Below are 22,590 nucleotides of genomic sequence, written 5' to 3'. Positions count from 1 at the left end.
CTATTGGTGATTTCCTAAAGCGCCAAATATAGCGTCTATATATTTCGCTTTTTCAGGATTGAATTTACGGCGCGCTGAGAGGCAATCTGAGAGCGTTCATCCCGCATGGCAGAAGCCATTGTCAGTATGACCCGAGCGGCCAGCCCGACCAATGTGACTTACCGCTTCAACACGTACGCGCGCCCTCCCGCCCCTCCCGCTTGCCCTTTGGGCGCTGATAGCGTATGTCCCGCGCCTTCACCGGCTGCGGTCTGGTGGGCATCACCGTTCCTGACATGGTGTCGGGGCGGGCCTTTTCAGAGCCATCACGGGCGCTGCCTTCCCTGGCAGGGACCGTGCCGCAGCCACAGAAAACAGGGACTTAACATGGCATACTACGAACACGTGTTCGTTGCCCGCCCGGACGTGTCTCCGGCGCAGGTGGAAAGCCTCCTTGAGGAGCTCAAAGCCCTCATCGAGGAAAAAGGCGGCAAGGTCGGCAAGACCGAGTACTGGGGTCTTCGCACCCTGGCCTACCGCATGCACAAGAACCGCAAAGGTCATTACGGCCTGATCGACATGGAAGCGGGCGCAGACGTGCTCGAAGCCATCGATTCCCGTCAGCGCTATTCCGATGACGTGATCCGTTACATGACCGTGCGCCTGGAAGAGCTCTCCGAAGAGCCGTCCGCCGTTCTTCGCAAGAGCGAAGAGCGCAAGCGCCGCGACCGCCAGTAGGAGATACGATCCATGGCTAGCGATATCCCCACAATCGGCGCGCCTGTGCGCCGTCCGTTTGCCCGCCGCCGGAAAGTCTGCCCGTTCTCGGGTGAAGGCGCGCCGGTCATTGATTACAAGGACGTGAAGCTGCTTCAGCGCTACATGTCCGAACGCGGCAAGATCGTCCCCTCGCGCATCACGGCGGTCTCCGCCAAGAAGCAACGCGAGCTGGCCCGCGCCATCAAGCGCGCGCGCTATATGGGCCTTCTGCCCTACGCGCTCGATTAGGAGAGAAACCCATGAAAGTTGTTCTTCTTGAGCGCGTGGAAAAGCTCGGCACCATTGGCGATGTCGTCAGTGTCCGCCCCGGCTTTGCCCGCAACTTCCTCCTGCCGCAGCAAAAGGCGCTGCGCGCAACCGAGGCCAACATGGCCCGCTTCGAGCGTGAGCGTGAGCTTCTTGAAAAGCGCAATGCCGAGCGTGCCGCAGCGGCCCGCACCGAAGGTGAGCACCTGGACGGTGCCAGCTTCGTGCTGATCCGCCAGGCGTCCGAATCCGGCCAGCTCTATGGATCGGTTGCTTCGCGCGACATCGCGGAAGCGGCCTCCAGCGACAGCCTGACCGTGACCCGAGCCATGGTCGATCTCAACACCCCGATCAAGACGCTGGGCGTACACTCTGTGCGCGTTGTCCTGCACCCGGAAGTGACCGTCGACATCACCATCAACGTGGCGCGTACGCCTGAAGAGGCTGAGCGTCAGGCCAAGGGTGAAGACGTCATCGCCGCAGCGGCGGAAGAAGACCGCGCCCTTGCCGATGCGCAAGCGGCCGAGCTTTCCGAAGCCTCTGCCGAGGGCGCTGAAGAGCGTGGCGGGGACCGCGACGAGGAATAGTCCTCTTCGCGCCCTCACCGGCGGAAAGAATGAAGGGCGGCTCCTGCAAAGGGGCCGCCCTTTTTTCTGATTGCGACGATTGCGAACTTTAGAGAAAAATATAAATATGCATTCAATATTGCGAGGCGATAAGGTCGCCTAATTCTTTATAGAATACTTTTAATTTGGAATATTTTTATTCTGAATTTCAGGCGTAAAGTTAATATGCGCGAAACCAATTCGCCGCCTTGCTGAACGCCTGTTGAAACATGACCCAGGAGGCGGGACGATGAAACTTTCCAACGTATCGATGATGGGCAAATTGCTCGTCATCATCAGCATCATGGGCGTGAGCCTGGCCGCAGTGGCCGCAGCGGGACTGGTAACACTCAGTCAGGCGCGCAGCGGCGTCCAACGGGTGGACGAAACAACCGCCATCGTGCGCGCAGCAGCACGCATGCGCGCCACCGTCGGCGAGGTGGGCCGCATGCAGTACCTGGTGGCCGCCGATCCCAGTCAGATTACCGAGGTGGAACAACGCATCTCGGCGGCACGCAACCAGTTCGACAACGCGATGGATCGTGCACGCGCGGTATCACCAGAGGCCCTGTCGGGCAATCTGACCCGCATCCAGTCCAGCCTCGATAGCTATCAACGCGAAGTCGACGCCACGCTGGCGCTCGCGCGTGCAGCATCCGATACCCAGCTCACCGATACACAGCAGCGTCTGATCAATCAGGTCCGCACGTCCCGGGAGACGGCCAATGAGGTTACCGAAATCATCGAGGCATATATCAGCGCCATTGATGATATTGGCACTGAAGTTACCGCAGAAGTCTCGACGGCTGCCGATGCCGGGCGCCTCCTGCTGATGGTGGGCGGCCTTGCCGGTCTCGTCATCGGCGTGGGCGTCGGCTTCTATATCGGCCGCTGGGAAATCGGCCAGCCCTTCGGCCGCTCCATCGAACGCGTGAGCCGCCTAGCCCAGGGTGATCTCGATATCGTCATTGAGGAAACGGGGCGTGGCGACGAGATCGGCAAGCTGAATACGGCGCTTGAGGTGTTCAAGGATAATGCGCTTGCTGCACGGCAAGCTGCCAGCCACCAGCGCGAAGAGGCCGAACGCAAGCTGGCTGAGGCTGAACGGGTCAACGCCCTCACCCAGACTTTCGAAGCAGAGATTGATGACGCCGTAACCGCTCTTGCCAGCGCGGCCGAGGAGCTTCAGGCAACCGCGCAGTCCATGGCGTCCACCGCAGAGGAAAGCTCGGCGGAGACACAGACCGTCTCTGCCAGCACCACCCAGACCTCGGCCAATGTACAGACCGTCGCCAGCGCGGCAGAGGAATTATCAAGCTCCATCAAGGAGGTCGCAACCCAGATCGCACGCACCTCCAGCGTCGCAGAAACTGCGACCACGAAAGTGGACGAAGCGATTTCCCGCATCGATACGCTGGTGACGGCAGCGTCGGCCATCGACGAGGTCGCCTCTCTCATTGGTGCTGTGACCGAGCAGACCAAGCTGCTGGCCCTCAACGCCACCATTGAGGCAGCTCGCGCTGGCGAGGCCGGCAAGGGCTTCGCGGTCGTGGCCAACGAGGTCAAGCAGCTTGCCGAGCAGACCGAGAAGGCAACCGCCACGGTTATCGAGCAGATCCGTGCCATCCAGGAAGGCACCGAGACTGCGGTGACGGCGGTGCGCAGCATCGAGCAGGTGGTTGACGAGGTCAGCCAGATCTCGACCGCTGTCGCCTCCTCTGCCGAGGAGCAGGTGGCCGTGACCGGCGAGATCAGCCGCAATGTCAACGAGGCGGCGCAAGGCGCCGAAGCGGTATCCCGCTCGCTGGGCGGGCTGGAGCAGGCGGCGGGTACCACCGCAGCAGCCGCCAACCAGCTGGCCATGACCGCTTCCCAGGTTGCCGAGCGTTCGGAACGGATCAAGAGCGACATCCAGCGCTATATCCGCGACGTGCAGGCGGCCGCTTAACCGGACGGCGCGCAAGGATGGCGAAACACCTCCTTGCGCGCCGCAGCGTCTCAGCTCTCCGCCCGCATCCGCTCGATACGCAGCTCCAGCCGGCGGATTTCGGTGACGAGGCGGTTTTCGATCATCACCGGCACCATGGAGAGCTTCAGGATCAGCGCTGCCAGCAGCAGCGTCGAGGCTGACAGCCCAAAGCGCAGAATGTCGGCCACCGCCTCGGCGCTGAAGAGCGTGGCGGGGATCGCGACGAGGAATAGTTCTCGCACGTCACGCCATGCCTGTTGCAAGATCTGGGGCGGCGCCTGTTAAAGGGGCCGCCCTTTTTCTTGCCGGAGAAGGATGAGACCCGTGCTGATACGAGATTACACACGTGCTGATGCCGACGACCTGGAGGCGATCTTCCAGAGCGCGGTTCTGGAAGGCAGTGCGCCCCTTTACACGATCGAACAGAGGAAGGCGTGGGCAGCGCGGATCACGGACCCGTCTGCCCTGCATGATCGCCTGAAGGATCAGACCTGTCTTGTTGCTGTCGGCGATAGCGGCGCTCTGGGCTTTGCCGCCCTGCAGATAAACGGCCATCTCGACATGCTGTTCGTGCGGCCCGATCAGCGCAGGCGCGGTACGGCTGGCGCGCTGCATGACGCGCTTCTGGAGCGCGCGGTCTCAAACGGTCATGCCGGTCTGTCCGTTCACGCCAGTCATCTTGCGCGCCGCTTCCTCGCCAAACGTAACTGGCAGTTAGTGCGCACCGAAACCGTAAACCTGCACGGCGTGACGCTGGAGCATCATTACATGACGCTCCAGCTTGCTCAGGCAGGAAAACCCTAGGCGCGCTCTGAGCGCATCCGCTCGATACGCAGTTCCAGCTGGCGGATTTCGGTGACCAGCCGGTTTTCGATCATCACCGGCACCATGGAGAGCTTCAGGATCAGCGCTGCCAGCAGCAGCGTCGAGGCTGACAGCCCAAAGCGCAGAATGTCGGCTACCGCCTCGGCGCTGAAGGCCTGCCAGGCAAACCAAACACCGATGAAAAACAGCGCGGTCTGCGCGGCCATCAAAATCCAGTTCACCCAGGCGCGCGGCCCGGAGAACAGGCCGAAGGCGAGATTGAAAAACCCCGGCTCCTTGCCCAGCGCCTTACGAAGGGCGCGGTCTTCATCGTCCAGAGCCTGTTCGATCAGGCGGTCCACATCACTCATTTCTGCCTCCTTCGAGACTGTCGCGCAGCTTGCGCCGCGCATGCATCAGGCGGGTCTTCACCGTGCCCGCCGGCACGTCCAGAGCGATGGCGGTCTCCGCCACGCTCAATCCTTGCAAGTGGAACAGCGCCATTGCTGCGCGCTGATCGGGCGGCAAATCTGCCATGGCCCGTTTTACCCGCGCGCCATCACCCTCATCGTGTGTGTCCTCTGCGCCCGGCTCACGCGGCTCGGCCTCCACGGCCCGCGCAAGCCGCCGGTCTGACTGGCGCCGCGCGATCAGACGGGCGCAACGCCGCGTCGTGATCCGGTAGGCCCAGGCGGCAAAGGCGTGGTCATCACGCAAGCCGCCAAGCCCGCGCAGTATCTCCAGCCACGCCTCCTGCACGGCGTCGGCGGCCAGTTCGTGATCGCCTGTCAGCCGCCAGGCATGGGCGGTGAGCAGCGGATACCAGCGCGTTGCCAGCTGGCGCATCGCATCCCTGTCTCCGGCCCGCGCAGCGGCGGCCAGAAAGGCATCCAGGGCATAGTCGGCGGGCTTGCGCATCGGGCTTCCTGTCACACGTTCAGGATAAAGGTGCGCAGCAATGCGGGGCCGGTTCAATCGGCATGAAGTTTTCCACAGACGACGGCTAGTTTTCTACAGAGTGAACGAATCGCTCCACATCACCGCGCGGCTGAGCGCTCGCATAGCCAGCCCCGATCCGCTATCACCAGCGCCATGACCGCAGAAACCGCAGACATGAGCTTCGCCAGTGATGGCGGAGACGGGACCAGCCCGCCCCACAATATCGAGGCGGAGCAGGCATTCCTTGGCGGTCTTCTCTACGATAACGAGATATTCAACCGGGTCTCCGACTGGCTGCTGCCAGAGCATTTCTACGACCCGTTTCATGGCCGGCTTTATGCCAAGGCGCGCGAACTGATCGGCAGCGGGGCGCTGGCAGACGCCGTCGTGCTGAAAAACCGCCTCGCAGACGATGACGGTCTCAAACAGCTGGGCGGCCCGGTCTATCTGGTCGATCTGATGCGTGAGGCGCCTGACAGTGTCAGCGCACCGGAATACGCGCGCCTGGTCTACGAGCTGGCCCTGCGCCGCGAGCTTATCGCGATTGGCGAAACCATCTCTTCCCAGGCCCGCGACACAAGCGAGCAGGGCAATGCCAACAGCCTGATCGAAAACGCCGAGCGCGAGCTGTTCAGCCTGGCCGAAAAAGGCACGGCGCAGAAGAGCTTCCAGCCCTTCTCTGCTGCACTGGCCCAATCGCTGGAAGTGGCTGCCGCCGCCTACAAGCGCGGCGGCCAGCTGTCAGGGATTGCGTCAGGCCTGAGGACGCTCGACGAGAAGCTGGGCGGGCTTCACCGCTCTGACCTCATCATCCTCGCGGGCCGCCCTTCCATGGGCAAGACGGCACTGGCAACGAATATCGCATTCGCGGTGGCGCGCGCCGCCGAGTTCGAGGAAGGCCCTGACGGCAAGCGCCGGGTCATAAAGGGCAAGGGCGGCGTGGTCGGTTTCTTCTCGCTGGAGATGAGCTCAGAGCAGCTCGCGACGCGTCTGATCGCCGATTATACCGGCATTCCCGGCTATCTGATCCGGCAGGGCCGCATCGACCAGAACCAGTTTGGCGAGATCAATGACGGTGTGCGCGAGATCTCGGAGGTTCCGCTTTATATCGATGATACAGGCGGCATCTCGATTGGCGCGCTGGCTGCGCGCGCGCGCAGGCTGAAACGTACCGTCGGCCTTGAGCTTCTGGTTATCGACTATCTCCAGCTGATTACAGGCGGGTCGCGGCGCAGTGAAAGCCGGGTGCAGGAAATCTCCGAGATCACCATGGCGCTCAAATCGCTCGCCAAGGAGCTAGATATTCCCGTCATCGCGCTCTCCCAGCTCTCCCGTCAGGTCGAACAGCGCGATGACAAGAAGCCCCAGCTGTCTGACCTTCGCGAGTCCGGCTCCATCGAGCAGGATGCCGACGTTGTGATGTTCGTCTACCGTGAGGCCTATTATCTTGAGCGTGCCGAGCCTAAAGAAGGCAGCGAAGAACATCTCCGCTGGGAAGATGAAATGCGCGAGATCCGCAATCTCGCCGAAGTGATCATTGGCAAGCAGCGCCACGGCCCGATTGGCGCGGTGAAGGTGGCGTTTGACCCTGAGCGGACCAAATTCTCCGATCTTGAAGACTCAGGACGCTATTCCAGCCGCGACTAGCGCCGGAGAACCGGCGCGCCTCGTCATCGATCTGGCGGCTCTGCGCCATAATTATTCCGTGCTGGCAGAGCTGGCTGCGGGCGCGCGCTGCGCTGCGGTGGTGAAGGCGGATGCCTACGGGCTGGATGCAGACAGGATCGCCACCTGCCTTCGTGATGCGGGCTGCCGCGATTTCTTCACCGCCACACCGGAAGAAGGCGCTGCGGTGCGCCGGGCCCTTGGCCCATCTGTCACGGTCTATGTTCTCAACGGCTATCAGCCAGGTACATATGCGCTTCATGCGCGCCATGGCCTGACCCCGGTAATCGGATCGCTGGAAAGCCTGCAGGCGTTTCACGATGAGGGCAGCGGGGCGTTTGCCCTGCATGTCGATACCGGCATGAACCGGCTGGGGCTTAACGTGGGCGAAGCGCTCGCCCTGCCCGCAGCCCACAAGGCTGGCCTGCATCTCGTGATGAGCCATCTGGCGTGCTCCGACCTGCCAGATCATCCGATGAATGCACGCCAGCTTGAGCGCTTCCATGACGTCCTGAAAGCCTTCCCGGGCATTCCTGCCAGCCTTGCCAATACGGGCGGCGTGCTGCTGGGACCAGACTATCATTTCGACCTGGTGCGCCCCGGCGTCGGCCTATACGGCGTCAATCCGGCCAGCGAGAGGGCCGAGCCTTTCCGGCCCGTCCTGCATGTCGATGCGCCGATATTGCAGGTGCGCACAGTGCCGCCGGGCGAAACCATCGGCTATGGGGCGCGCTATGTTGCGCAGAGCGAGCGCACGGTCGCCATTGCCGGTTTCGGCTATGCTGACGGATTGCCCCGCGCGGCCTGGCAGTCCGGCACAGCCCGGCTTGACGGCCACCCTGTTCCGGTTGCCGGAATGGTGTCGATGGATCTGACGGCGCTGGACATTACCGGGCACGAGGCCCTTGCCCGCGCAAGCGGACGCGTGCAGTTCTACGGGGAAGACCTTGGACCCGTGGCCGGAGCCTCGGGCACGATCGGCTATGAATTACTGGTCCGGCTCGGCAGCCGGCTGAAACGTGAGTATCGCGGACAATGACACTGCTTAATCCCGTCAGAGCCCTTGGCCGAGGTGTGCTGTCACTCCTGCGGTCCATCGGTGCGATCGCGATTTTCGCCGGCCTCAGCCTGCGCGCCATTATCGGGCCGTTCTTTTTCGGCCAGTTCACCCAGCAGCTGGTGCGCATCGGCTTTCTGTCCCTGCCTGTGGTGGGCCTGACGGCGCTGTTTACGGGCGCGGCACTGGCGCTGAACATTTATGTCGGCGGCGAACGCTTCAATGCGGAAAGCTTTGTGCCCAACATTGTGGCCCTTGGCATTGTGCGCGAGCTCGGCCCGGTCATTGCCGCGCTGATGCTGGCCGGGCGGGTCTCTTCGGGCATTGCTGCGGAGATTGGCGCGATGCGCGCGACCGAGCAGATTGATGCCCTGCACACCCTGACCATCGACCCGATGCGCTTCCTTGTGGTGCCGCGCGTGCTGGCCGGGATCGTCGTGCTGCCCCTGCTGGTGCTGGTGGCGGACGTGATCGGCATATTCGGCGGGTTTCTGGTCGGCGTAACAACGCTGGAATTTGATCCGACCGTCTATGTGCGCAATTCGGCAGACATTCTTGAACGCTGGGATGTGATCTCCGGCCTCATCAAGGCGGCCGTGTTCGGCTTTCTGCTGACCCTGATGGGCTGCTATCACGGCTATCACGCGCAAGGCGGGGCGCAAGGGGTTGGCCGGGCGGCCACCCATGCGGTGGTGTCAGCCGCCATGCTGATATTCGCCGCCAATTTCATCCTCACCTCGATGTTTGTGTAAGGGGGCGATGATGAGCGGCACCGTCAAAATCGCGTGGAAGAATGTCACCAAGCGCTTCGGCAACCGGACCGTGCTCGACGGGCTGTCGCTGGAAGCTTACGAGGGCAAATCGCTGGTCATTATCGGCGGATCGGGCACCGGCAAGTCGGTGACGATCAAGACCGCTCTGGGGCTGATCGCGCCGGACAAGGGCCATGTCGAGATTGACGGCCAGAAGGTCCGCCCCGGCGACCCGTCTGATCCCGGTCTTGACCAGATCGGCATGCTCTTCCAGTCCGGCGCGCTGTTTGACTCCCTGACCGTCTGGGAGAATGTCGCGTTCAAACTGCTGAAAGCCCACAAGATGAAGCGCGCCGAAGCGCGCGCCCGCGCGATCGAGGCGCTGGAGCAGGTGGACCTTGAACCCGATGTCGCCAACCGCGCCCCGCGCGAGCTGTCCGGCGGCATGCTGAAACGCGCATCCCTGGCGCGCGCCATCGTCACCCGGCCTGCCATCCTGTTCTTTGATGAGCCGACCACCGGGCTTGATCCGGTCACGGCAGACGTCATCAACCGGCTGATCGTGCGGCAGGTGAAGTCGCTGGGCGCAACCGCCGTCACCATCACCCACGACATGGCCTCCATGCGCATGATTGCTGACGAGGTGGCGATGATCGAGGACGGCAAGATACGCTGGCGCGGCGGGCTGGATGGCATCGATGCCTGCGCCGACCCAGCCGTGTGCGCCTTCGTGCAAGGCCGGTCTATCAACGACTAAACCGCCCAGGCGCCAGCCGGAGACCTGATTTGGCCCGTTCCGACACCGTCTATGTCTGCCAGTCCTGCGGGGCGGTCCATGCCAAATGGGCCGGGCGCTGCGATGATTGCGGCTCATGGAACACGCTGCAGGAAGAGACCCAGTCAGCGCCTCTGGGCACGCAGGCCAGCGCGCCCAAACGCACCGGCTCCCGCCGGGCGCGCCTCGAACTGGTGGATCTGGGCAGTGCCACCGATGATCCCGCCCGGTTTGAAACCGGCATGGCCGAATTTGACCGCGTGGCAGGCGGCGGGCTGGTGCCCGGCTCTGCCGTGCTGGTGGGCGGTGATCCCGGTATCGGCAAATCCACGCTTCTCCTGCAGGCCGCAGCACGGCTGGCGCGGGTGGGTCAGCGCGCCGTCTATATCTCTGGCGAGGAGGCCGCCGATCAGGTGCGCCGCCGCGCCCGCAGGCTCGGGCTGGCCGACGCGCCCGTCGAGCTGGCGGCCGAAACGTCGCTGGAAAGCATTCTGGACGGGCTGAAAAGCGCGCCGCCCGCCATCGCCATTCTCGATTCCATCCAGACGCTATGGTCAGACCAGCTCGCCGCAGCACCGGGCACGGTCGCCCAGGTTCGCGCCTGTGCGCAGGAGCTGGTGCGCTTCGCCAAGAAGCGCGGCACGATCGTCATCCTTGTCGGCCACGTCACCAAGGATGGCCAGATCGCCGGCCCGCGCGTGGTCGAGCACATGGTCGATGCGGTGCTCTATTTCGAGGGTGAGCGCTCGCATCAGTTCCGAATCTTGCGCGCCGTGAAGAACCGCTTCGGCCCGACCGACGAGATCGGCGTATTCGAGATGAGTGATGCCGGGCTTGGCGAGGTCGCCAACCCCTCTGCCCTCTTCCTCGATGGGCGCGGCAGCGCAGCGCCGGGCGCCGCCGTGTTTGCCGGCATGGAAGGCACGCGCCCGGTCCTCACCGAGATACAGGCTCTTGTGGCGCCGGCAGCCTTCGGCACGCCGCGCCGGGCCGTGGTGGGCTGGGATTCGGGGCGCCTTGCCATGGTGCTGGCCGTGCTGGAGGCACGCTGCGGGCTGGGGTTTGGCGGCAAGGATGTCTATCTGAACGTTGCAGGCGGGCTGAAAATCGCTGAACCCGCCGCCGATCTCGCCGTGGCTGCGGCACTGATTTCCTCGGCCTTTGATGTCGCCCTGCCCGCTGAAGGCGTGGTGTTTGGCGAGATCGCGCTATCAGGCGAAGTGCGCAAGGTAGGCCGGGCCGAAGCACGCCTGAAAGAAGCGGCAAAGCTGGGCTTTTCGCGCGCGATTGTACCGGCTGGCGTCGAAGGCGCGGGTCTGGAGGTGACGGGAATCGATACAGTGCATACACTGGTCTCCCGGCTCGATCCGGGACCGCAATAGGGGGATTGCGATGGAAGCCGGTCTTGCAGGCTTTGACCTGTTCGCACTTCTGGTGCTTTTCGTGTCAGGCATACTGGCGCTCATGCGCGGTTTCGTGCGTGAGGCGCTAACCATTGCCGCCTTTGTCGCCGCCGCGCTGGCCGCGCTCTGGAGCCGTCCGGTCTTTGCCGGATTGCTGGAAGGCCTGCTGGGTTCGCCGCTGATCGCCAACATCATTGCCCTCGCGGGCGTGTTCATCCTGGTCTATCTGGCGGTCAGCTTCGTCACCTCCTCCCTGCAGCCCAATGCCAAGGCAGGCGAGGACGTGAACGTCATCGACCGCTCGCTGGGATTCGTTTTCGGACTGGTGCGCGGCCTCGTCCTTCTGGGCCTGTTCGTGCTGGTGTTCCGCAACACCCTGCCGGGCGCACAGCCCGAATGGCTGCAGGGCGCGCGCATATACCCGCTGGCCAATGCTACAGCGACGCTGCTGCAACGCCTTGCTCCGGAAGGCTCCTGGGCCGAAGGCGCACGCGAAAGTGAAGCGCCAGATGCACCGCCCACTGATGAAGACCTTGACCGCGAGGCTCTGGACAGGCTTATCCGGTCCACAAATCCCGATTAGCCGCTTCTATCGAGGTTCGGATGCCCGCATCGCCCCCTTTGCCGACCCTCACCTATGATCCGGTAACCGACCGAGCGCGCGAAGAATGCGGCGTGTTCGGGGTGCGCGGCGCCGACAAGGCCGCCGTACTGGCCGCTTTCGGCCTGCAGGCCCTGCAGCATCGCGGTCAGGAAGCGTGCGGCATCACCAGCTATGATAATGGCCGCTTCCACTCGGAGCGCCATCAGGGGCTGGTCGCCGATCATTTCACCGATCCGGTAAGGCTCGACCAGCTGGCAGGCTCCATGGCTATCGGGCATGTGCGCTATTCCACCTCCGGCGCGCCGGTGCTGCGCAATGTGCAGCCGCTTTACGCCGATGTACGCGGCGGCGGGCTCGCCATCGCGCATAACGGCAATCTGACCAATGCGCGCATACTGCGCGAGGAGCTGGTGCAGGCTGGCGCCATCTTCCAGTCCACGTCCGACACTGAAGTCGTGCTGCAGCTGGCGGCTCGTTCGCGCAAGACCAAATCGGCTGACCGGCTCCTGCATGCGCTCAAACAGGTCGAGGGCGCCTTCGCGCTGGTTGCCATTTCCAATGACAAGCTGATTGGCGCACGCGACCCGTTCGGCATCCGGCCGCTCGTGATGGGCGAGCTGGAAGGCGCGGTGATCCTCGCCAGCGAGACCTGCGCGCTGGACATGATCGGTGCGCGCCTGATCCGCGAGATCGAGCCGGGCGAGGCCGTCATCATCAGCGATAATGGCATTGAGAGCGTGCGCTACGCGCCGGCGCGTCCGCCGCGCCCCTGTGCCTTTGAGTATATCTATTTTGCCCGGCCTGATTCGGTGATTGCGGGGCGGTCTGTCTATGACGCGCGCAAGCGCATGGGACGCAGGCTTGCCGAAGAAGCGCCCGCCGACATTGATGTGGTCGTGCCGGTTCCCGATAGCGGCATCGCTGCGGCGCTGGGTTATGCCGAGAAGATCGGCAAGCCGTTCGATCTGGGGATTATCCGCGCGCACTTTGTGGGCCGTACCTTCATCCAGCCGACACAGGCCAAGCGTGATCTGGGCGTACGGCGCAAGCATGCGGCCAATGCTGCTGTACTGAAGGGCAAGCGCGTCCTGCTGATCGACGATTCCATCGTGCGCGGCACCACCTCGAAGAAAATCGTGCGCATGGTACGCGAGGCCGGAGCCACCGAAGTGCATTTCCGCTCGGCCTGCCCGCCCATCACCCACCCGGACTTTTACGGCATCGACATGCCGATGCGCGAGGAACTCATGGCGGCCAGCCATGATCCTGAGCGCATGCGCACGCTGCTGGAATGCGATTCCCTCGGATTCCTGTCTGTCGAGGGCCTCTACTGGGCGGTGTGTGACGCACCGCGCAATGACGACCAGCCGCAACTGGCAGACCATTATTTCACCGGCGAGTATCCCACCCGGCTCGCAGACCGCGACCGGGCCAGCTCCGCCAAGGACCAGCAACTTTCCCTGCTCGTGGACGCATGACCGAAAACAACTCCCTCTCCGGGCGCGTGGCACTCGTCACCGGCGCCTCGCGCGGCCTTGGCCATGCCACGGCCAAGGCCCTTGCCGCTGCCGGCGCACACGTTATCGCCACCGCCCGCACGCGCGGCGGGCTGGAAGCGCTTGATGATGAAATCAGCGCGGCTGGCGGCTCTGTCACGCTGGTGCCGATGGATTTGATGGCACCGGACGGCATCGAGAAGCTGGCCGAAGCCGTCGCCGAACGCTGGGGCAAGCTCGACATTCTGGTGGCCAATGCCGGCGCGCTCGGCAAGCTGATGCCCGCCCATCAGATACCGTCCAAGACCTGGAACGAAGTGCTGGCGGTGAACCTCGTCGCCCCGGCCCGCCTGATCCGCGCATTCGAGCCGCTCCTGCGCAAATCAGACGCTGGCCGCGCCGTGTTCGTCACCACGTCTGACAGCGCGCAGACGCGCGCCTACTGGGCCGCCTATGGCGCGTCGAAGGCAGGCCTTGAGGCGCTGGTGAAAAGCTGGGCCGCAGAGCTTGCTGGCGGCGCTATCCGGGTGAACCTTCTCGATCCGGGCCGCATGCGCACCGCCATGCGCACCCGCGCCGTGCCGGGCGAAGACCCGCAAAGCGTGCCGCTGCCGGAAACCGTCACGCCGCTGATCGTGGAGCTGTCCTCGCCTGCCGAGGCCCGCCATGGCGAAGTGGTAAGGGCTGGCCAGTAACCCGCGCTCTGCCGTCCCATATACGAATATACCACCAGACCCGGCCCGCCGGATAAGTGCGGTGTGTGGTATCCTATGGCGTTGATACGACGCGGCGTCACAGCCCTGCAGGCCGGGACAGGCGCAGACTTGTGCGCTTTTTCGGCTGATCAGAACTTTTTGGCCGGAAAACGCCAATCCTTGTCATTCCCCGGCGGCTTTAGCCGTCCGGGGAACCCATGCCTCTTTTGGTTCCGCAACGCATCCGCGTTGCGATGTTCCGCGAACCCCCGGCTTGATCGGGGATTGCCCGCAGCGACGCACGAATGTGCGGAGCATCAGGAAAAGATGGGATGTCCTCCCCCGTTTACGGGGGAGGTGTCGAGCGCAAGCGAGACGGAGGGGGGATGTTTTATTATGAGTTCCCCCCTCGCCGCTTCGCGGCACTCCCCCCGTGAACGGGGGGAGACACCGCAAATCATAACCGGCATTGGTCATTTCGGGTCGAGCGCCCTCGCCCTTCGAGACGGCTTCTGACGAAGCCCCTCAGGATGAGGGCGAGTGGGTTTTTCCCCTACCCCTTATCCGCATACGGGTTCTTGCCCGCCTTCACGATCAGGCGGATCGGTACGCCCGGCAGCTCGAACGCCTCGCGCAGACCATTGACCAGATAGCGCTTGTAGCTGTCGGGCAGTTTTCCTGCCCGCGAGGCCATCAGCACGAAGGTGGGCGGGCGAGCCTTGGTCTGGGCCATGTATTTGGGGCGGATGCGCTTGCCGTCCACCGCAGGCGGCGGGTGGCGGGCCACCATCTCGGCCAGCCAGTCATTGAGGTCGCGCGTCTTGACCTTCACCGACCAGTTCTTGTGCAGGGCCACGACCGCCGGCATGATCTTGTCGAGGCCAAAGCCGGTCAGCGCCGACACAGGGATGAGCGGCGCACCGCGCACCTGCGGCAGCATGCGCTCGAACTCCTCGCGCAGCTCGGCAAGCATCGCCTGCTTCTCCTTGACCAGATCCCATTTGGTGACGAGCACGATCAGGCCACGCCCCTCGCTCTCCACGCGGTCAGCAATGGTGAGATCCTGCTTTTCGAGCGGGTGTTCGGCGTCGACCAGCAAAAGTACGATTTCGGCAAACTTGATGGCGCGGAGCGTGTCAGCGGCGCTCATGCGCTCCAGCCGGTCATCCACCTTGCCGCGCTTTCGCAGCCCCGCCGTATCGTGGAGGCGCACACGCTGACCATCCCATAGCCAGTCGACGGCGATCGCATCGCGCGTCAGGCCCGCTTCCGGCCCGGTAATCAGCCGTTCCTGACCGATCAGCGCATTGATGAGGGTGGATTTGCCGACATTGGGCCGCCCCGCCACGGCAATGCGCAAAGGCGCGCCTTCCTCCTCATCGGTATCGGGCGTAGGCCCATCATCTATCCCTGCCTCGCCAAGCGCGGCGCGGATGGCCTGATAGAGATCGCCCATACCCTCGCCATGGGCCGCCGAGATGGGGATGGGTTCGCCGAGCCCCAGATTCCAGGCTTCCAGAATGCCCTCATCGCCCTGCTTGCCTTCGGCCTTGTTGACCAGAAGGATGACTGGCTTGGAGGCACGGCGCAGCAGCTCGCCAAAACGCTGGTCGAGCGCAGTAACGCCCTCCCGGCCATCGATCAGGAACAGGCAGACATCGGCTTCGGCCAGCGCGATCTCGGTCTGCTGGCGCATGCGCACTTCGATGCCGGTTTCCTTGTCCTCATAGCCGGCCGTATCGACCAGGCGCAGCTCGAGATCGCCCAGCCGCCCGCGCGCCTCGCGCCGGTCGCGCGTGACGCCGGGCCGGTCATCGACCATGGCAAGGGGCTTGCCTGCCAAGCGATTGAACAGGGTGGACTTGCCGACATTGGGCCTGCCGACAATGGCAAGGCTGGCTATACGTTCGGGAGACATGGGAGAGGCTCCCGTACCTTTCTCTATCGCAGCGCGATCAGGCGGCCGCTATCGGTCACGATATACACCGTCTCATTGGCAATGACCGGGGCGATAAACACCGGATCACCGAGACTGCGCCGTTCCTGAACCGAGCCATCGGCCGGGTTGATGATAACCAGGTCACCGCGCGAGGATGCGGCCAGCAGGCGGTTACCCGCCAGCACAGGGCCAGCCCAGGCGATGCGGTCACGGCGGCGGCGCTCATTGCGGAACGCTTCAAGCTGGGTAATCCAGACCACGTTGCCCGTCTGACGCTCGAACGCCACCAGCTGCGCCTCACTGGTCAGCACAAACAGGTAATTGCCGGCCAGCCAGGGCGCATGAAGGGCGCTGGCAGGCTGTGTCCAGTTGCGTTCGCCCGTGCGCATGTCGAACGACGCCATGATGCCTGAATGGCTCAGCGCGTAGACTTCCGATCCGCCGATCACCGGCGATCCGGCGATGTCATTGATCGAGGACATGGGCGTGAGGCCGCCGGCGCGCGTGAGCGAGTCGCTCCACAGAACCGTTCCGTTCTGCGCACGCAGCGCGATCAGCTCACCGGAGCTGAACGGCGCGACGACGACATCGCCGAGGACCGCAACGCTGGGCGCCGTGAGAAGGCGCGCAGAATCGGCAATCGCCCGGTGCGTCCACTGGATGTTGCCGGACGAGGCGTCGAAGGCGATCAGCTCGTTTTCATGGGTGATCGAGTAAACGCGCCCGTCTGCGACCGTAGGTGCCGCGATCAGCGGCGTGAGCGCCGTTTCGCGCCAGATCTCTTCGCCGTTGGAGGCATTCAGGGCAGCCAGGAAGCGGCGCCCTGTGTGAACATAGACGCGGCCGCCATCAACGGCGATGCCGGCACCGAACGCATAGCGGTCCGGTCCGCCGCCTTCGCGGCCGATAAACGGAATCGGCAGCGAAATGCCGCCACCTTCGGCGTCGTCCCGGGCGGTCAGGCGAACCTGCCACTGGCGCGCGCCGGTTTCGGCATTGGTGGCTGTCACGCGGCCATCGCCATCGACGGTATAAACCGTTCCGTCCAGCACGACCGGACGGGCATTGATGCGGCGGTCGCGGCTGGAACCGGCCCCGATATCCACGCGCCAGATGCGCTGCAGGCTGCCGCGCGCCTGCGTGTGCTGCATGGAATGGGTCGGGAAACCGTCCGGCTGGGGCCAGCGGTCGTTCACATAGGCAGGCGGCAGGTTAACCCGGCCGTCTCCACTGACTTCCAGGCTTTCGCCGACGCCCAGAACCGGCACGCGCTGATCGCGCGGCGGCGCGTTGGGGTCGTCTCGGCCTCCCCCGGAGAAGGGGTTCAGCCGGGACAGCTGCTCACCGGCAGAGCAACCGGCCAGCAAAAAACTGCCCGCCAGCGCCGCCAGCACGGCGATACGAAGGGTAGAAGTCATTCGACAGTATCCTCTTCCTCAGTAGCCGCCTCTGCCGTATCGGGCGTGGCGGCGGCACCTGCAGCGTCCACCTGTTCATCAGCGGAGTCTTCGGCGGGCACTTCCTCAGGCGCTTCACGCGCAATCACCGCCAGAGCATCACGCGCCCGGGTACGCATGGCTTCGGAGGCATCAATGGACAGTTGCACGAACTCGTAATGGCGGCGCGCCTCGGCCCACCGCTGGTCGCGCAGCGCCGCTGCGCCGATCAGCTCGCGGGACAGCAGGGCAAAGCCGCTGCCACCAGACACCAGCGGATCCAGGCGAAGGGCCAGATCATCGCTGGACAGCGTGTCAAAGCCGGCTACGGCAGACTGGTAACGGGCGAGGTCCCTGACGAGGGCAACAGGCGAACGCTGGACAGCCTCGTCGTAGAGGCGCGCCGCTTCCTCGTTATTGCCCGCTTCGCTGGCCAGGGCGGCCTGGTGCAGAAGAGCCAGGGTTGCATAGCCGCGCGGGCCTTCACTGGCGAGCAAAGCATAGGCGCTGATGGCCTCTTCTGTCTGCCCGGCCTCATGCAGGGTGCGAGCCTCTGCAAACCGGGTTGAGGCCTGCGCGCTCTCATTATCCTGCCAGGCGCGCCAGCCCTGATAGCCCGCAACACCCGCAATGACGGCCACCGCCGCGCCGAGCACCCACGGGCCCCAGCTGCGCAGCATCTGCATATAGCGCTCTTTGCGCAGTTCTTCTTCTACTTCGTCGAAAACGTCGACCAAGGCCCGCCTCGCAATTCATGCCGGTTCAATATCCGGCGGACCCTAGCGGCCCTGCAGGGCCGCCGCAATACGCGCAAGCCGCGTTAGGCGCGTGTAATGCGGTAGACCTGATCCGGTCCGGGGAAGCGGCGGGCCCGCACATCGTCCGCATAGGCCTTTACGGCGTCCTCGGTCAGCCCTTTGAGATCGGCATAACGCTTCACAAAGCGCGGCGTCCAGTCGAACAGGCCCAGCATGTCGGGCGTGACGAGAATCTGCCCGTCACAACTGGCCGATGCACCAATGCCAATGGTTGGCGCAGCAACAACTCCTGTCAGCTCTGCAGCAAGGTCCTCCGCGACGCCCTCGACGACGATGGCAAAAGCGCCGGCCGCATCAGCGGCCCGCGCCTCGTTCAGCACCCGGGCGCGTTCGTCCTCACTGCGCCCCTTGGCCTTGAACCCGCCTTCTGCAAGCGCTGCCTGCGGACGCAGGCCCACATGCGCCATGACGGGGACGCCCCTGTCGACCAGATAGCGGATGGTATCGGCGATATAGACACCGCTTTCGAGCTTCACCGCCTGTGCGCCCGTTTCGCGCAATATCCGGGCAGCGTTCATGAAGGCCTGCTCCGGCGAGGCCTCGTAGCTGCCAAACGGCATGTCAACGACCACCATCGCCCGGCTGGCCCCGCGCATCACCGCCTGGCCATGCAGGATCATCATGTCCAGCGTGACCGGGATCGTGTTGGGCAGGCCGTGAACCACCATCCCGACCGAGTCGCCAACCAGCAGCACATCACAATGCGGATCGAGCAGGCGCGCCGTGGGCGCATCATAGGCCGTGAGGCAAACAAGCGGCTCGCCCCCCTTGCGCGCCCGGATGTCCGGCACACCAATGCGTTTTACGGGGGCAGGGTTCTGGGCCGACATGAGCTACTCCGTGCTTGGCAGGTGCCGGCACGCTAACCCAAGTTCGCAATCGCACAAATTGGCCGCCTCACAAGGTCAGATTCCCACGCCGGAAAAGCACCAGCGTCACAGCCCCCAGCCCCACCGCAACAATGCCCATGGCAAGAGCCTGTGCGCCCATCGTGTCAATAGCCGCAACGCCCAGACCCGCCGCAATCCTGTCCATCGCGAATACAAGTTCGGGCAGCTGCAAGCTGGCCACCAGCACGCCAAGCATGCCGGCCAGCACCAGAATCACCGGCCGCAGCCAGCCGGTGCGCGGCAAGGCAGCAACGACACTCGCCGTAAAGGCGTCGTCAGGCAGCGGCGACATGGCCTCGAACCGGCCAAGCAGCTCCTGCTCGAAGAGGTCATCTGATCGGGTCATGCCGCACTCTCCTGTCTGTCAAACCAGTCCTTCAGCCGGGCACGGCCCCGGCTGACATGGGATTTTACCGTCCCCAGCGGCAGGCCGGTAATAGTTGCGGCGTCCGCATGGCTCAGCCCTGCCGCGTAGCAAAGCACAACGCAGTCGCGCTCGTCATCGCCCAGCACGGCCAGTGCGCGGTCAAGATCCAGCCGGGCGCCCGCCTGCCCTGCAGATACTGATGAGGGTTCAGGCTCGCGCGCGGCTGTGTCCAGCAAACGCTGGTGCGATTTCTGCTTGCGCAGCCCCATCAGGAAACGGCTATAGGCGATCTGGCACAACCAGGACCTGAAACTGCCCTGACCACGATAGGTGTCTATGCGCCGCCAAGCCTGCACGAAGGTTTCCTGGGCCAGATCATCGGCTTCCGGCGCGCCCCCGGTCAGGCGGGCCAGCAATCCGCGCACCACGCTTTGATGGCGCGAGACCAGCGTGCCAAAGGCACGCCGGTCCGAGCCGGCTAACACACGCGCGACGAGCGCTTCGTCTGTCTCAGACATGACGCGTTACCCGGAGGCTTTTGCCGGTCAATCGGCCGCCCTGTCTGGCTGCTTCTTCTGGAACAGGCCGAAACCGGCCAGCACGATCCCGATAAAGCCGGGGATGGCGGCAATGCCGGCAAAGACAAATACGGGCGCCGGCTCGCCATCCTGCACCGGCATCGTCTGGCCGAACATATAACCCATCACCACCAGGCCGGCCGCGACGGCGATGAGGATCATGCCAGATTTGAGGTCGTTGCCTCGACCCTGCTTTTTCGGCGCGCCGAGCGCCTTGATGGCATCTGCATCAAGGCTCTTTCCCTGCCGCAGGGATTCGCGGACCGTTTCGTGAAGGTTGAAGCGGTTGATCACAGCCGCGCCGACCGCGATCAGCACGATCATCACACCAGCCATGAAGAAAGAGATCGGTATAAAAACAGTTTCGTCCATCGGAAGTCTCCCGGTGGCACCCGACTGCCGGGCACCTGATGAAGACTAGATGCCGGGCGCGTAGGGATCGGATGCAAATTCGACGACGGCAACGCCAAATAATTCCATGTGGAACCAGGCCAGCAGCCCCGAGGCGATGAGGCCGATAACCAGTGCTACCGCATCGGCAGCCCATTTACCCTCGGTCGCAAAGCTGCCTCCGCGGGCATAGGCACTGACGAGGGTCAGCAGCGCCCAGACCGCAAAACCGCCGAACAGGATGAAGCTGGCGATCTCGCCATTGGCGATGAGATGCGCCGCGGCCCAGAACAGGATGCCCAGTGTCATCGGATGGCGCAGCGCCGAGCGAATATGGCCGGGAAGATAGGCCGACACGATCAGGATAATGCTGACCGGCACCAGGACCAGGGCGAGGGTCCGGGTCCATTCGGGCGGCGCCCAGACCGCTGTCGACGGGTGGGCGAGTATGTGGCCGTAAACGATGAGGGCGAGGCCAATGGCACTGACCAGCGAGTAGACAATCGAATACGCGCCCTGCCCCATCGCCGCGATCATCGGCCCGCGCAAGCCGATGAGACGTACGGAGTGGATTCCCAGAAACAGTACCAGTCCGACAATCAGGAATTCCATCAGCCCGCTCCCAGCGACGTGAATCGTCTCGGTGCAACCCTAAGGCAAAGCGCGCGGAACCGGCAGAGGCTTATCGTGTACCGGAAACAGGTGAAGTCCGGGATGAGGCTTTCATGTAACGGCCCGCCTCGCGGAGAGCCGCCCGGGCGGACACATAGCTGAGCAGAGCTGTTGCCAGGGCCGCCGCGAGAGATGCCAGGGACAGCCAGGCGCCTGCAAGCTCCTGCGCCCTCGACGTCATGCCGGCAAGGCCGAAATAGACCGCGCCAGAGGCCGGATTGACCCAGATCCCGAAGGCCGGCACCAGAATGTCGATGACAGCTACCGCGACAAAGAGAACGGCGAGCAGGCCCATCACGACACTGCCGAGAAAGCTGCCCGCTGCTGTCCACACGCTGCGCTCTTCGGCACTGGCGCCAGCGGACACTTCCAGAAACTGGCTGGCATAGGTCTCAGGAGAGCCGAAAGCGGCCAGTGTCGCTTCCAGGCGTCCGGCCTGCGCGCTGGCCTCAAGATGGGTGCAGGCCTCCTGAACGATGTCGCTGCGGTCATCCTCCGGCATTGATTTCAGCGCGGCGCGCAATGCGGCTGCGTAGGCTGTTATATCTTGCTGCTGATTGCCCATCATGCCCTCACGATCAGATTAAGCTGCGTCTGGAATTCGCTCCAGAACCCGGCCATGCCATCAACCGCCTCCCGGCCCGCCTTGGTCAGCGAATAATATTTGCGCGGAGGCGCGTTGTCATTGACTTCCCACCGGGCCTGCAGACGCCCGTCTGACTGTAGCCTGCGCAGCAGCGGATAAACCGTGCCCTCCGACAGGCCGACGCTGTCTGCCCCGGTCAGGCGCGCGACAAGCTCCACGCCATAAAGCTCCCCGTCACGCAGGGCGGACAATACGGCAAATTCCGCCGCTCCCTTGCGCATCTGGGATTTCCAGGAATCGAGATTCATCGTTAGCCGTGCTGTTTCCAGAGCGCCCTGCCTGTCCGTATCTAGCTGGCAATTCCACGTAATTGCAACGTTCACGCACAAGCCAGCCCTGCGCAAAGCCCACCTCCGATTGAAGGCAATAATTTTTCACTTGATGTTATATATTTTTAACGTCATGTTCGCAATGAATTACATACTTGGCCAATTTGGAGGTTGAAAATGAGCGAGCGCGAACAGTTTTCATGGGTATGGCTGGGGGCTCTGACCCTGTTTTACGGCGGCTATTTCGTCGTGATCACAGTTCTCGAAGCGGCAGGGGAGGTGGGCCTGTTCACCCGCCTCGGCCTTCTGACAGCCGCGGCGGCAGCATCCGGACTCGCGCTTGGTATCAACGCCCTGGTGGCACGCAGCCGGCGTGAGCCCGGCGAAGAGACAAGGCCGGACGAGCGCGACCGCGCGATCCGCAGCCATGCCCGCTCTGTGGCCTATGGCGTGTTGCTGGCGGGAATGATCCTCGTCGGGTGTGTGATGCCTTTCGGCGCGACGGAATGGGAGATCGTCCAGGCCACGATACTCGTGATCGTCATTGCAGAGATCGTCAGCTGCAGGGTGGTGGTGGCCAGCTATCGGAGGGGCTGGCGTGTCTGAGCCAAAGCTGACCAATCAGGTGAAGACGCTGCGCTTTCTGGCCGGGGAGATGACGCAGTCGGACCTGGGCAAGCGCGTCGGCGTTACCCGCCAGACCATCGCAGCCATCGAGGCGGGCAAGTACTCGCCAACGCTGGAGACCGCCTACCGGATTGCCGACGTGTTCGGCAAATCCATTGAAGACGTATTCCCCTGGGAGCGGTAGCGCCG

28 protein-coding genes are annotated in these 22,590 nt (G+C 63.8%); 15 read left to right on the top strand and 13 right to left on the bottom strand.

The annotated features are described in order from the left end of the window. Positions 1–366: 366 nt before the first annotated feature. From rpsF to X907_RS03985, 4 genes are all read left to right on the top strand, one after another. Positions 367–717: a 30S ribosomal protein S6 gene (gene rpsF / locus X907_RS04000; RefSeq protein ID WP_127565754.1), complete on the top strand. Its 351-nt coding sequence runs from the start codon at positions 367–369 to the stop codon at positions 715–717. Positions 718–729: 12 nt separating this feature from the next. Continuing rightward, positions 730–987 carry a 30S ribosomal protein S18 gene (rpsR, locus tag X907_RS03995; protein ID WP_127565753.1) on the top strand — a complete coding sequence of 86 codons (258 nt, stop codon included), beginning with the start codon at positions 730–732 and terminating at the stop codon, positions 985–987. An 11-nt stretch (positions 988–998) separates the two neighbouring features. After that, entirely contained in the window at positions 999–1,592 is a 594-nt protein-coding gene (gene rplI / locus X907_RS03990; protein WP_127565752.1) for a 50S ribosomal protein L9, read from the top strand. A 268-nt stretch (positions 1,593–1,860) separates the two neighbouring features. Beyond that, positions 1,861–3,558, top strand: coding sequence for a methyl-accepting chemotaxis protein (locus tag X907_RS03985; RefSeq protein ID WP_127565751.1), 1,698 nt, complete (start codon positions 1,861–1,863; stop codon positions 3,556–3,558). A gap of 50 nt (positions 3,559–3,608) precedes the next feature. On the opposite strand, the gene X907_RS03980 is transcribed toward X907_RS03985, so the two are convergent. Next, positions 3,609–3,821, bottom strand: a complete 213-nt coding sequence (locus X907_RS03980) for a DUF6768 family protein (RefSeq protein WP_127565750.1) — start codon at positions 3,819–3,821, stop codon at positions 3,609–3,611. Between the two features lie 82 nt (positions 3,822–3,903). Between X907_RS03980 and X907_RS03975 the strand changes: the two genes are divergently transcribed. Beyond that, on the top strand, positions 3,904–4,383 hold the full coding sequence (locus X907_RS03975; protein ID WP_170175453.1) for a GNAT family N-acetyltransferase: 480 nt from the start codon (positions 3,904–3,906) through the stop codon (positions 4,381–4,383). On the opposite strand, the gene X907_RS03970 is transcribed toward X907_RS03975, so the two are convergent. Further along, entirely contained in the window at positions 4,380–4,754 is a 375-nt protein-coding gene (locus tag X907_RS03970) for a DUF6768 family protein (protein WP_127565748.1), read from the bottom strand. The genes X907_RS03975 and X907_RS03970 overlap by 4 nt on opposite strands. Continuing rightward, positions 4,747–5,301: an RNA polymerase sigma factor gene (locus X907_RS03965; protein ID WP_127565747.1), complete on the bottom strand. Its 555-nt coding sequence runs from the start codon at positions 5,299–5,301 to the stop codon at positions 4,747–4,749. Before X907_RS03965 ends, X907_RS03970 begins: the two co-directional genes overlap by 8 nt. 195 nt (positions 5,302–5,496) lie before the next feature. Here X907_RS03965 and X907_RS03960 point away from each other — a divergent pair, with 195 nt between their 5' ends. From X907_RS03960 to X907_RS03925, 8 genes are read left to right on the top strand one after another with little or no spacing between them, the layout of a single operon-like run. Further along, a complete protein-coding gene (locus tag X907_RS03960; RefSeq protein ID WP_233352514.1) occupies positions 5,497–6,969 on the top strand; it encodes a replicative DNA helicase in 1,473 nt (490 codons plus the stop codon). After that, positions 6,935–8,026 carry an alanine racemase gene (gene alr / locus X907_RS03955; RefSeq protein ID WP_233352513.1) on the top strand — a complete coding sequence of 364 codons (1,092 nt, stop codon included), beginning with the start codon at positions 6,935–6,937 and terminating at the stop codon, positions 8,024–8,026. The genes X907_RS03960 and alr overlap by 35 nt, the downstream gene beginning before the upstream one ends. Further along, positions 8,023–8,796 carry an MlaE family ABC transporter permease gene (locus tag X907_RS03950; RefSeq protein ID WP_127565745.1) on the top strand — a complete coding sequence of 258 codons (774 nt, stop codon included), beginning with the start codon at positions 8,023–8,025 and terminating at the stop codon, positions 8,794–8,796. The genes alr and X907_RS03950 overlap by 4 nt, the downstream gene beginning before the upstream one ends. Positions 8,797–8,803: 7 nt before the next feature. Continuing rightward, entirely contained in the window at positions 8,804–9,553 is a 750-nt protein-coding gene (locus X907_RS03945; protein ID WP_373870261.1) for an ABC transporter ATP-binding protein, read from the top strand. 29 nt (positions 9,554–9,582) lie between these two features. Then, the gene (radA, locus tag X907_RS03940) at positions 9,583–10,953 is read left to right on the top strand and encodes a DNA repair protein RadA (RefSeq protein WP_127565743.1); all 1,371 of its coding nucleotides are present in this window, start codon (positions 9,583–9,585) and stop codon (positions 10,951–10,953) included. Between the two features lie 10 nt (positions 10,954–10,963). Then, positions 10,964–11,557, top strand: a complete 594-nt coding sequence (locus tag X907_RS03935; protein WP_127565742.1) for a CvpA family protein — start codon at positions 10,964–10,966, stop codon at positions 11,555–11,557. Between the two features lie 20 nt (positions 11,558–11,577). Then, on the top strand, positions 11,578–13,056 hold the full coding sequence (gene purF, locus X907_RS03930; RefSeq protein ID WP_127565741.1) for an amidophosphoribosyltransferase: 1,479 nt from the start codon (positions 11,578–11,580) through the stop codon (positions 13,054–13,056). Further along, positions 13,053–13,769 (top strand): SDR family NAD(P)-dependent oxidoreductase, encoded by a 717-nt coding sequence (locus X907_RS03925; RefSeq protein WP_127565740.1) that lies wholly within the window; start codon positions 13,053–13,055, stop codon positions 13,767–13,769. Before purF ends, X907_RS03925 begins: the two co-directional genes overlap by 4 nt. 553 nt (positions 13,770–14,322) lie before the next feature. Here X907_RS03925 and der read toward each other — a convergent pair. From der to X907_RS03875, 10 genes are all read right to left on the bottom strand, one after another. Further along, positions 14,323–15,687, bottom strand: a complete 1,365-nt coding sequence (der, locus tag X907_RS03920; RefSeq protein WP_127565739.1) for a ribosome biogenesis GTPase Der — start codon at positions 15,685–15,687, stop codon at positions 14,323–14,325. Positions 15,688–15,710: 23 nt separating this feature from the next. Then, on the bottom strand, positions 15,711–17,126 hold the full coding sequence (locus X907_RS03915) for an outer membrane protein assembly factor BamB family protein (protein ID WP_127565738.1): 1,416 nt from the start codon (positions 17,124–17,126) through the stop codon (positions 15,711–15,713). Then, positions 17,123–17,881, bottom strand: a complete 759-nt coding sequence (locus X907_RS03910) for a tetratricopeptide repeat protein (protein WP_127565737.1) — start codon at positions 17,879–17,881, stop codon at positions 17,123–17,125. The genes X907_RS03915 and X907_RS03910 overlap by 4 nt, the downstream gene beginning before the upstream one ends. An 83-nt stretch (positions 17,882–17,964) precedes the next feature. After that, complete coding sequence (panB, locus tag X907_RS03905; RefSeq protein ID WP_127565736.1) at positions 17,965–18,792, bottom strand: 3-methyl-2-oxobutanoate hydroxymethyltransferase; 828 nt, start codon at positions 18,790–18,792, stop codon at positions 17,965–17,967. 67 nt (positions 18,793–18,859) lie between these two features. Continuing rightward, positions 18,860–19,198 (bottom strand): hypothetical protein, encoded by a 339-nt coding sequence (locus tag X907_RS03900; protein WP_127565735.1) that lies wholly within the window; start codon positions 19,196–19,198, stop codon positions 18,860–18,862. After that, positions 19,195–19,737, bottom strand: coding sequence for an RNA polymerase sigma factor (locus X907_RS03895; protein WP_127565734.1), 543 nt, complete (start codon positions 19,735–19,737; stop codon positions 19,195–19,197). The genes X907_RS03900 and X907_RS03895 overlap by 4 nt, the downstream gene beginning before the upstream one ends. Positions 19,738–19,764: 27 nt before the next feature. Next, positions 19,765–20,121 (bottom strand): DUF6249 domain-containing protein, encoded by a 357-nt coding sequence (locus tag X907_RS03890; protein ID WP_127565733.1) that lies wholly within the window; start codon positions 20,119–20,121, stop codon positions 19,765–19,767. Between the two features lie 93 nt (positions 20,122–20,214). Continuing rightward, positions 20,215–20,799 carry an NnrU family protein gene (locus X907_RS03885; protein ID WP_127565732.1) on the bottom strand — a complete coding sequence of 195 codons (585 nt, stop codon included), beginning with the start codon at positions 20,797–20,799 and terminating at the stop codon, positions 20,215–20,217. Between the two features lie 70 nt (positions 20,800–20,869). Further along, on the bottom strand, positions 20,870–21,427 hold the full coding sequence (locus X907_RS03880; protein ID WP_127565731.1) for an HAAS signaling domain-containing protein: 558 nt from the start codon (positions 21,425–21,427) through the stop codon (positions 20,870–20,872). Then, positions 21,424–21,753: a PadR family transcriptional regulator gene (locus tag X907_RS03875; protein ID WP_127565730.1), complete on the bottom strand. Its 330-nt coding sequence runs from the start codon at positions 21,751–21,753 to the stop codon at positions 21,424–21,426. The genes X907_RS03880 and X907_RS03875 overlap by 4 nt, the downstream gene beginning before the upstream one ends. A gap of 198 nt (positions 21,754–21,951) precedes the next feature. Between X907_RS03875 and X907_RS03870 the strand changes: the two genes are divergently transcribed. Together X907_RS03870 and X907_RS03865 are read left to right on the top strand one after the other, a co-directional pair. Beyond that, positions 21,952–22,380, top strand: coding sequence for a DUF2178 domain-containing protein (locus X907_RS03870; protein ID WP_127565729.1), 429 nt, complete (start codon positions 21,952–21,954; stop codon positions 22,378–22,380). Further along, positions 22,373–22,585, top strand: coding sequence for a helix-turn-helix transcriptional regulator (locus X907_RS03865; protein WP_127565728.1), 213 nt, complete (start codon positions 22,373–22,375; stop codon positions 22,583–22,585). The genes X907_RS03870 and X907_RS03865 overlap by 8 nt, the downstream gene beginning before the upstream one ends. Positions 22,586–22,590 lie beyond the last annotated feature (5 nt).

It is taken from the genome of Glycocaulis alkaliphilus, from assembly GCF_004000605.1.
In the GTDB taxonomy this organism is placed as follows: domain Bacteria; phylum Pseudomonadota; class Alphaproteobacteria; order Caulobacterales; family Maricaulaceae; genus Glycocaulis; species Glycocaulis alkaliphilus.
This window is presented reverse-complemented; position numbering and strand designations above follow the sequence as displayed.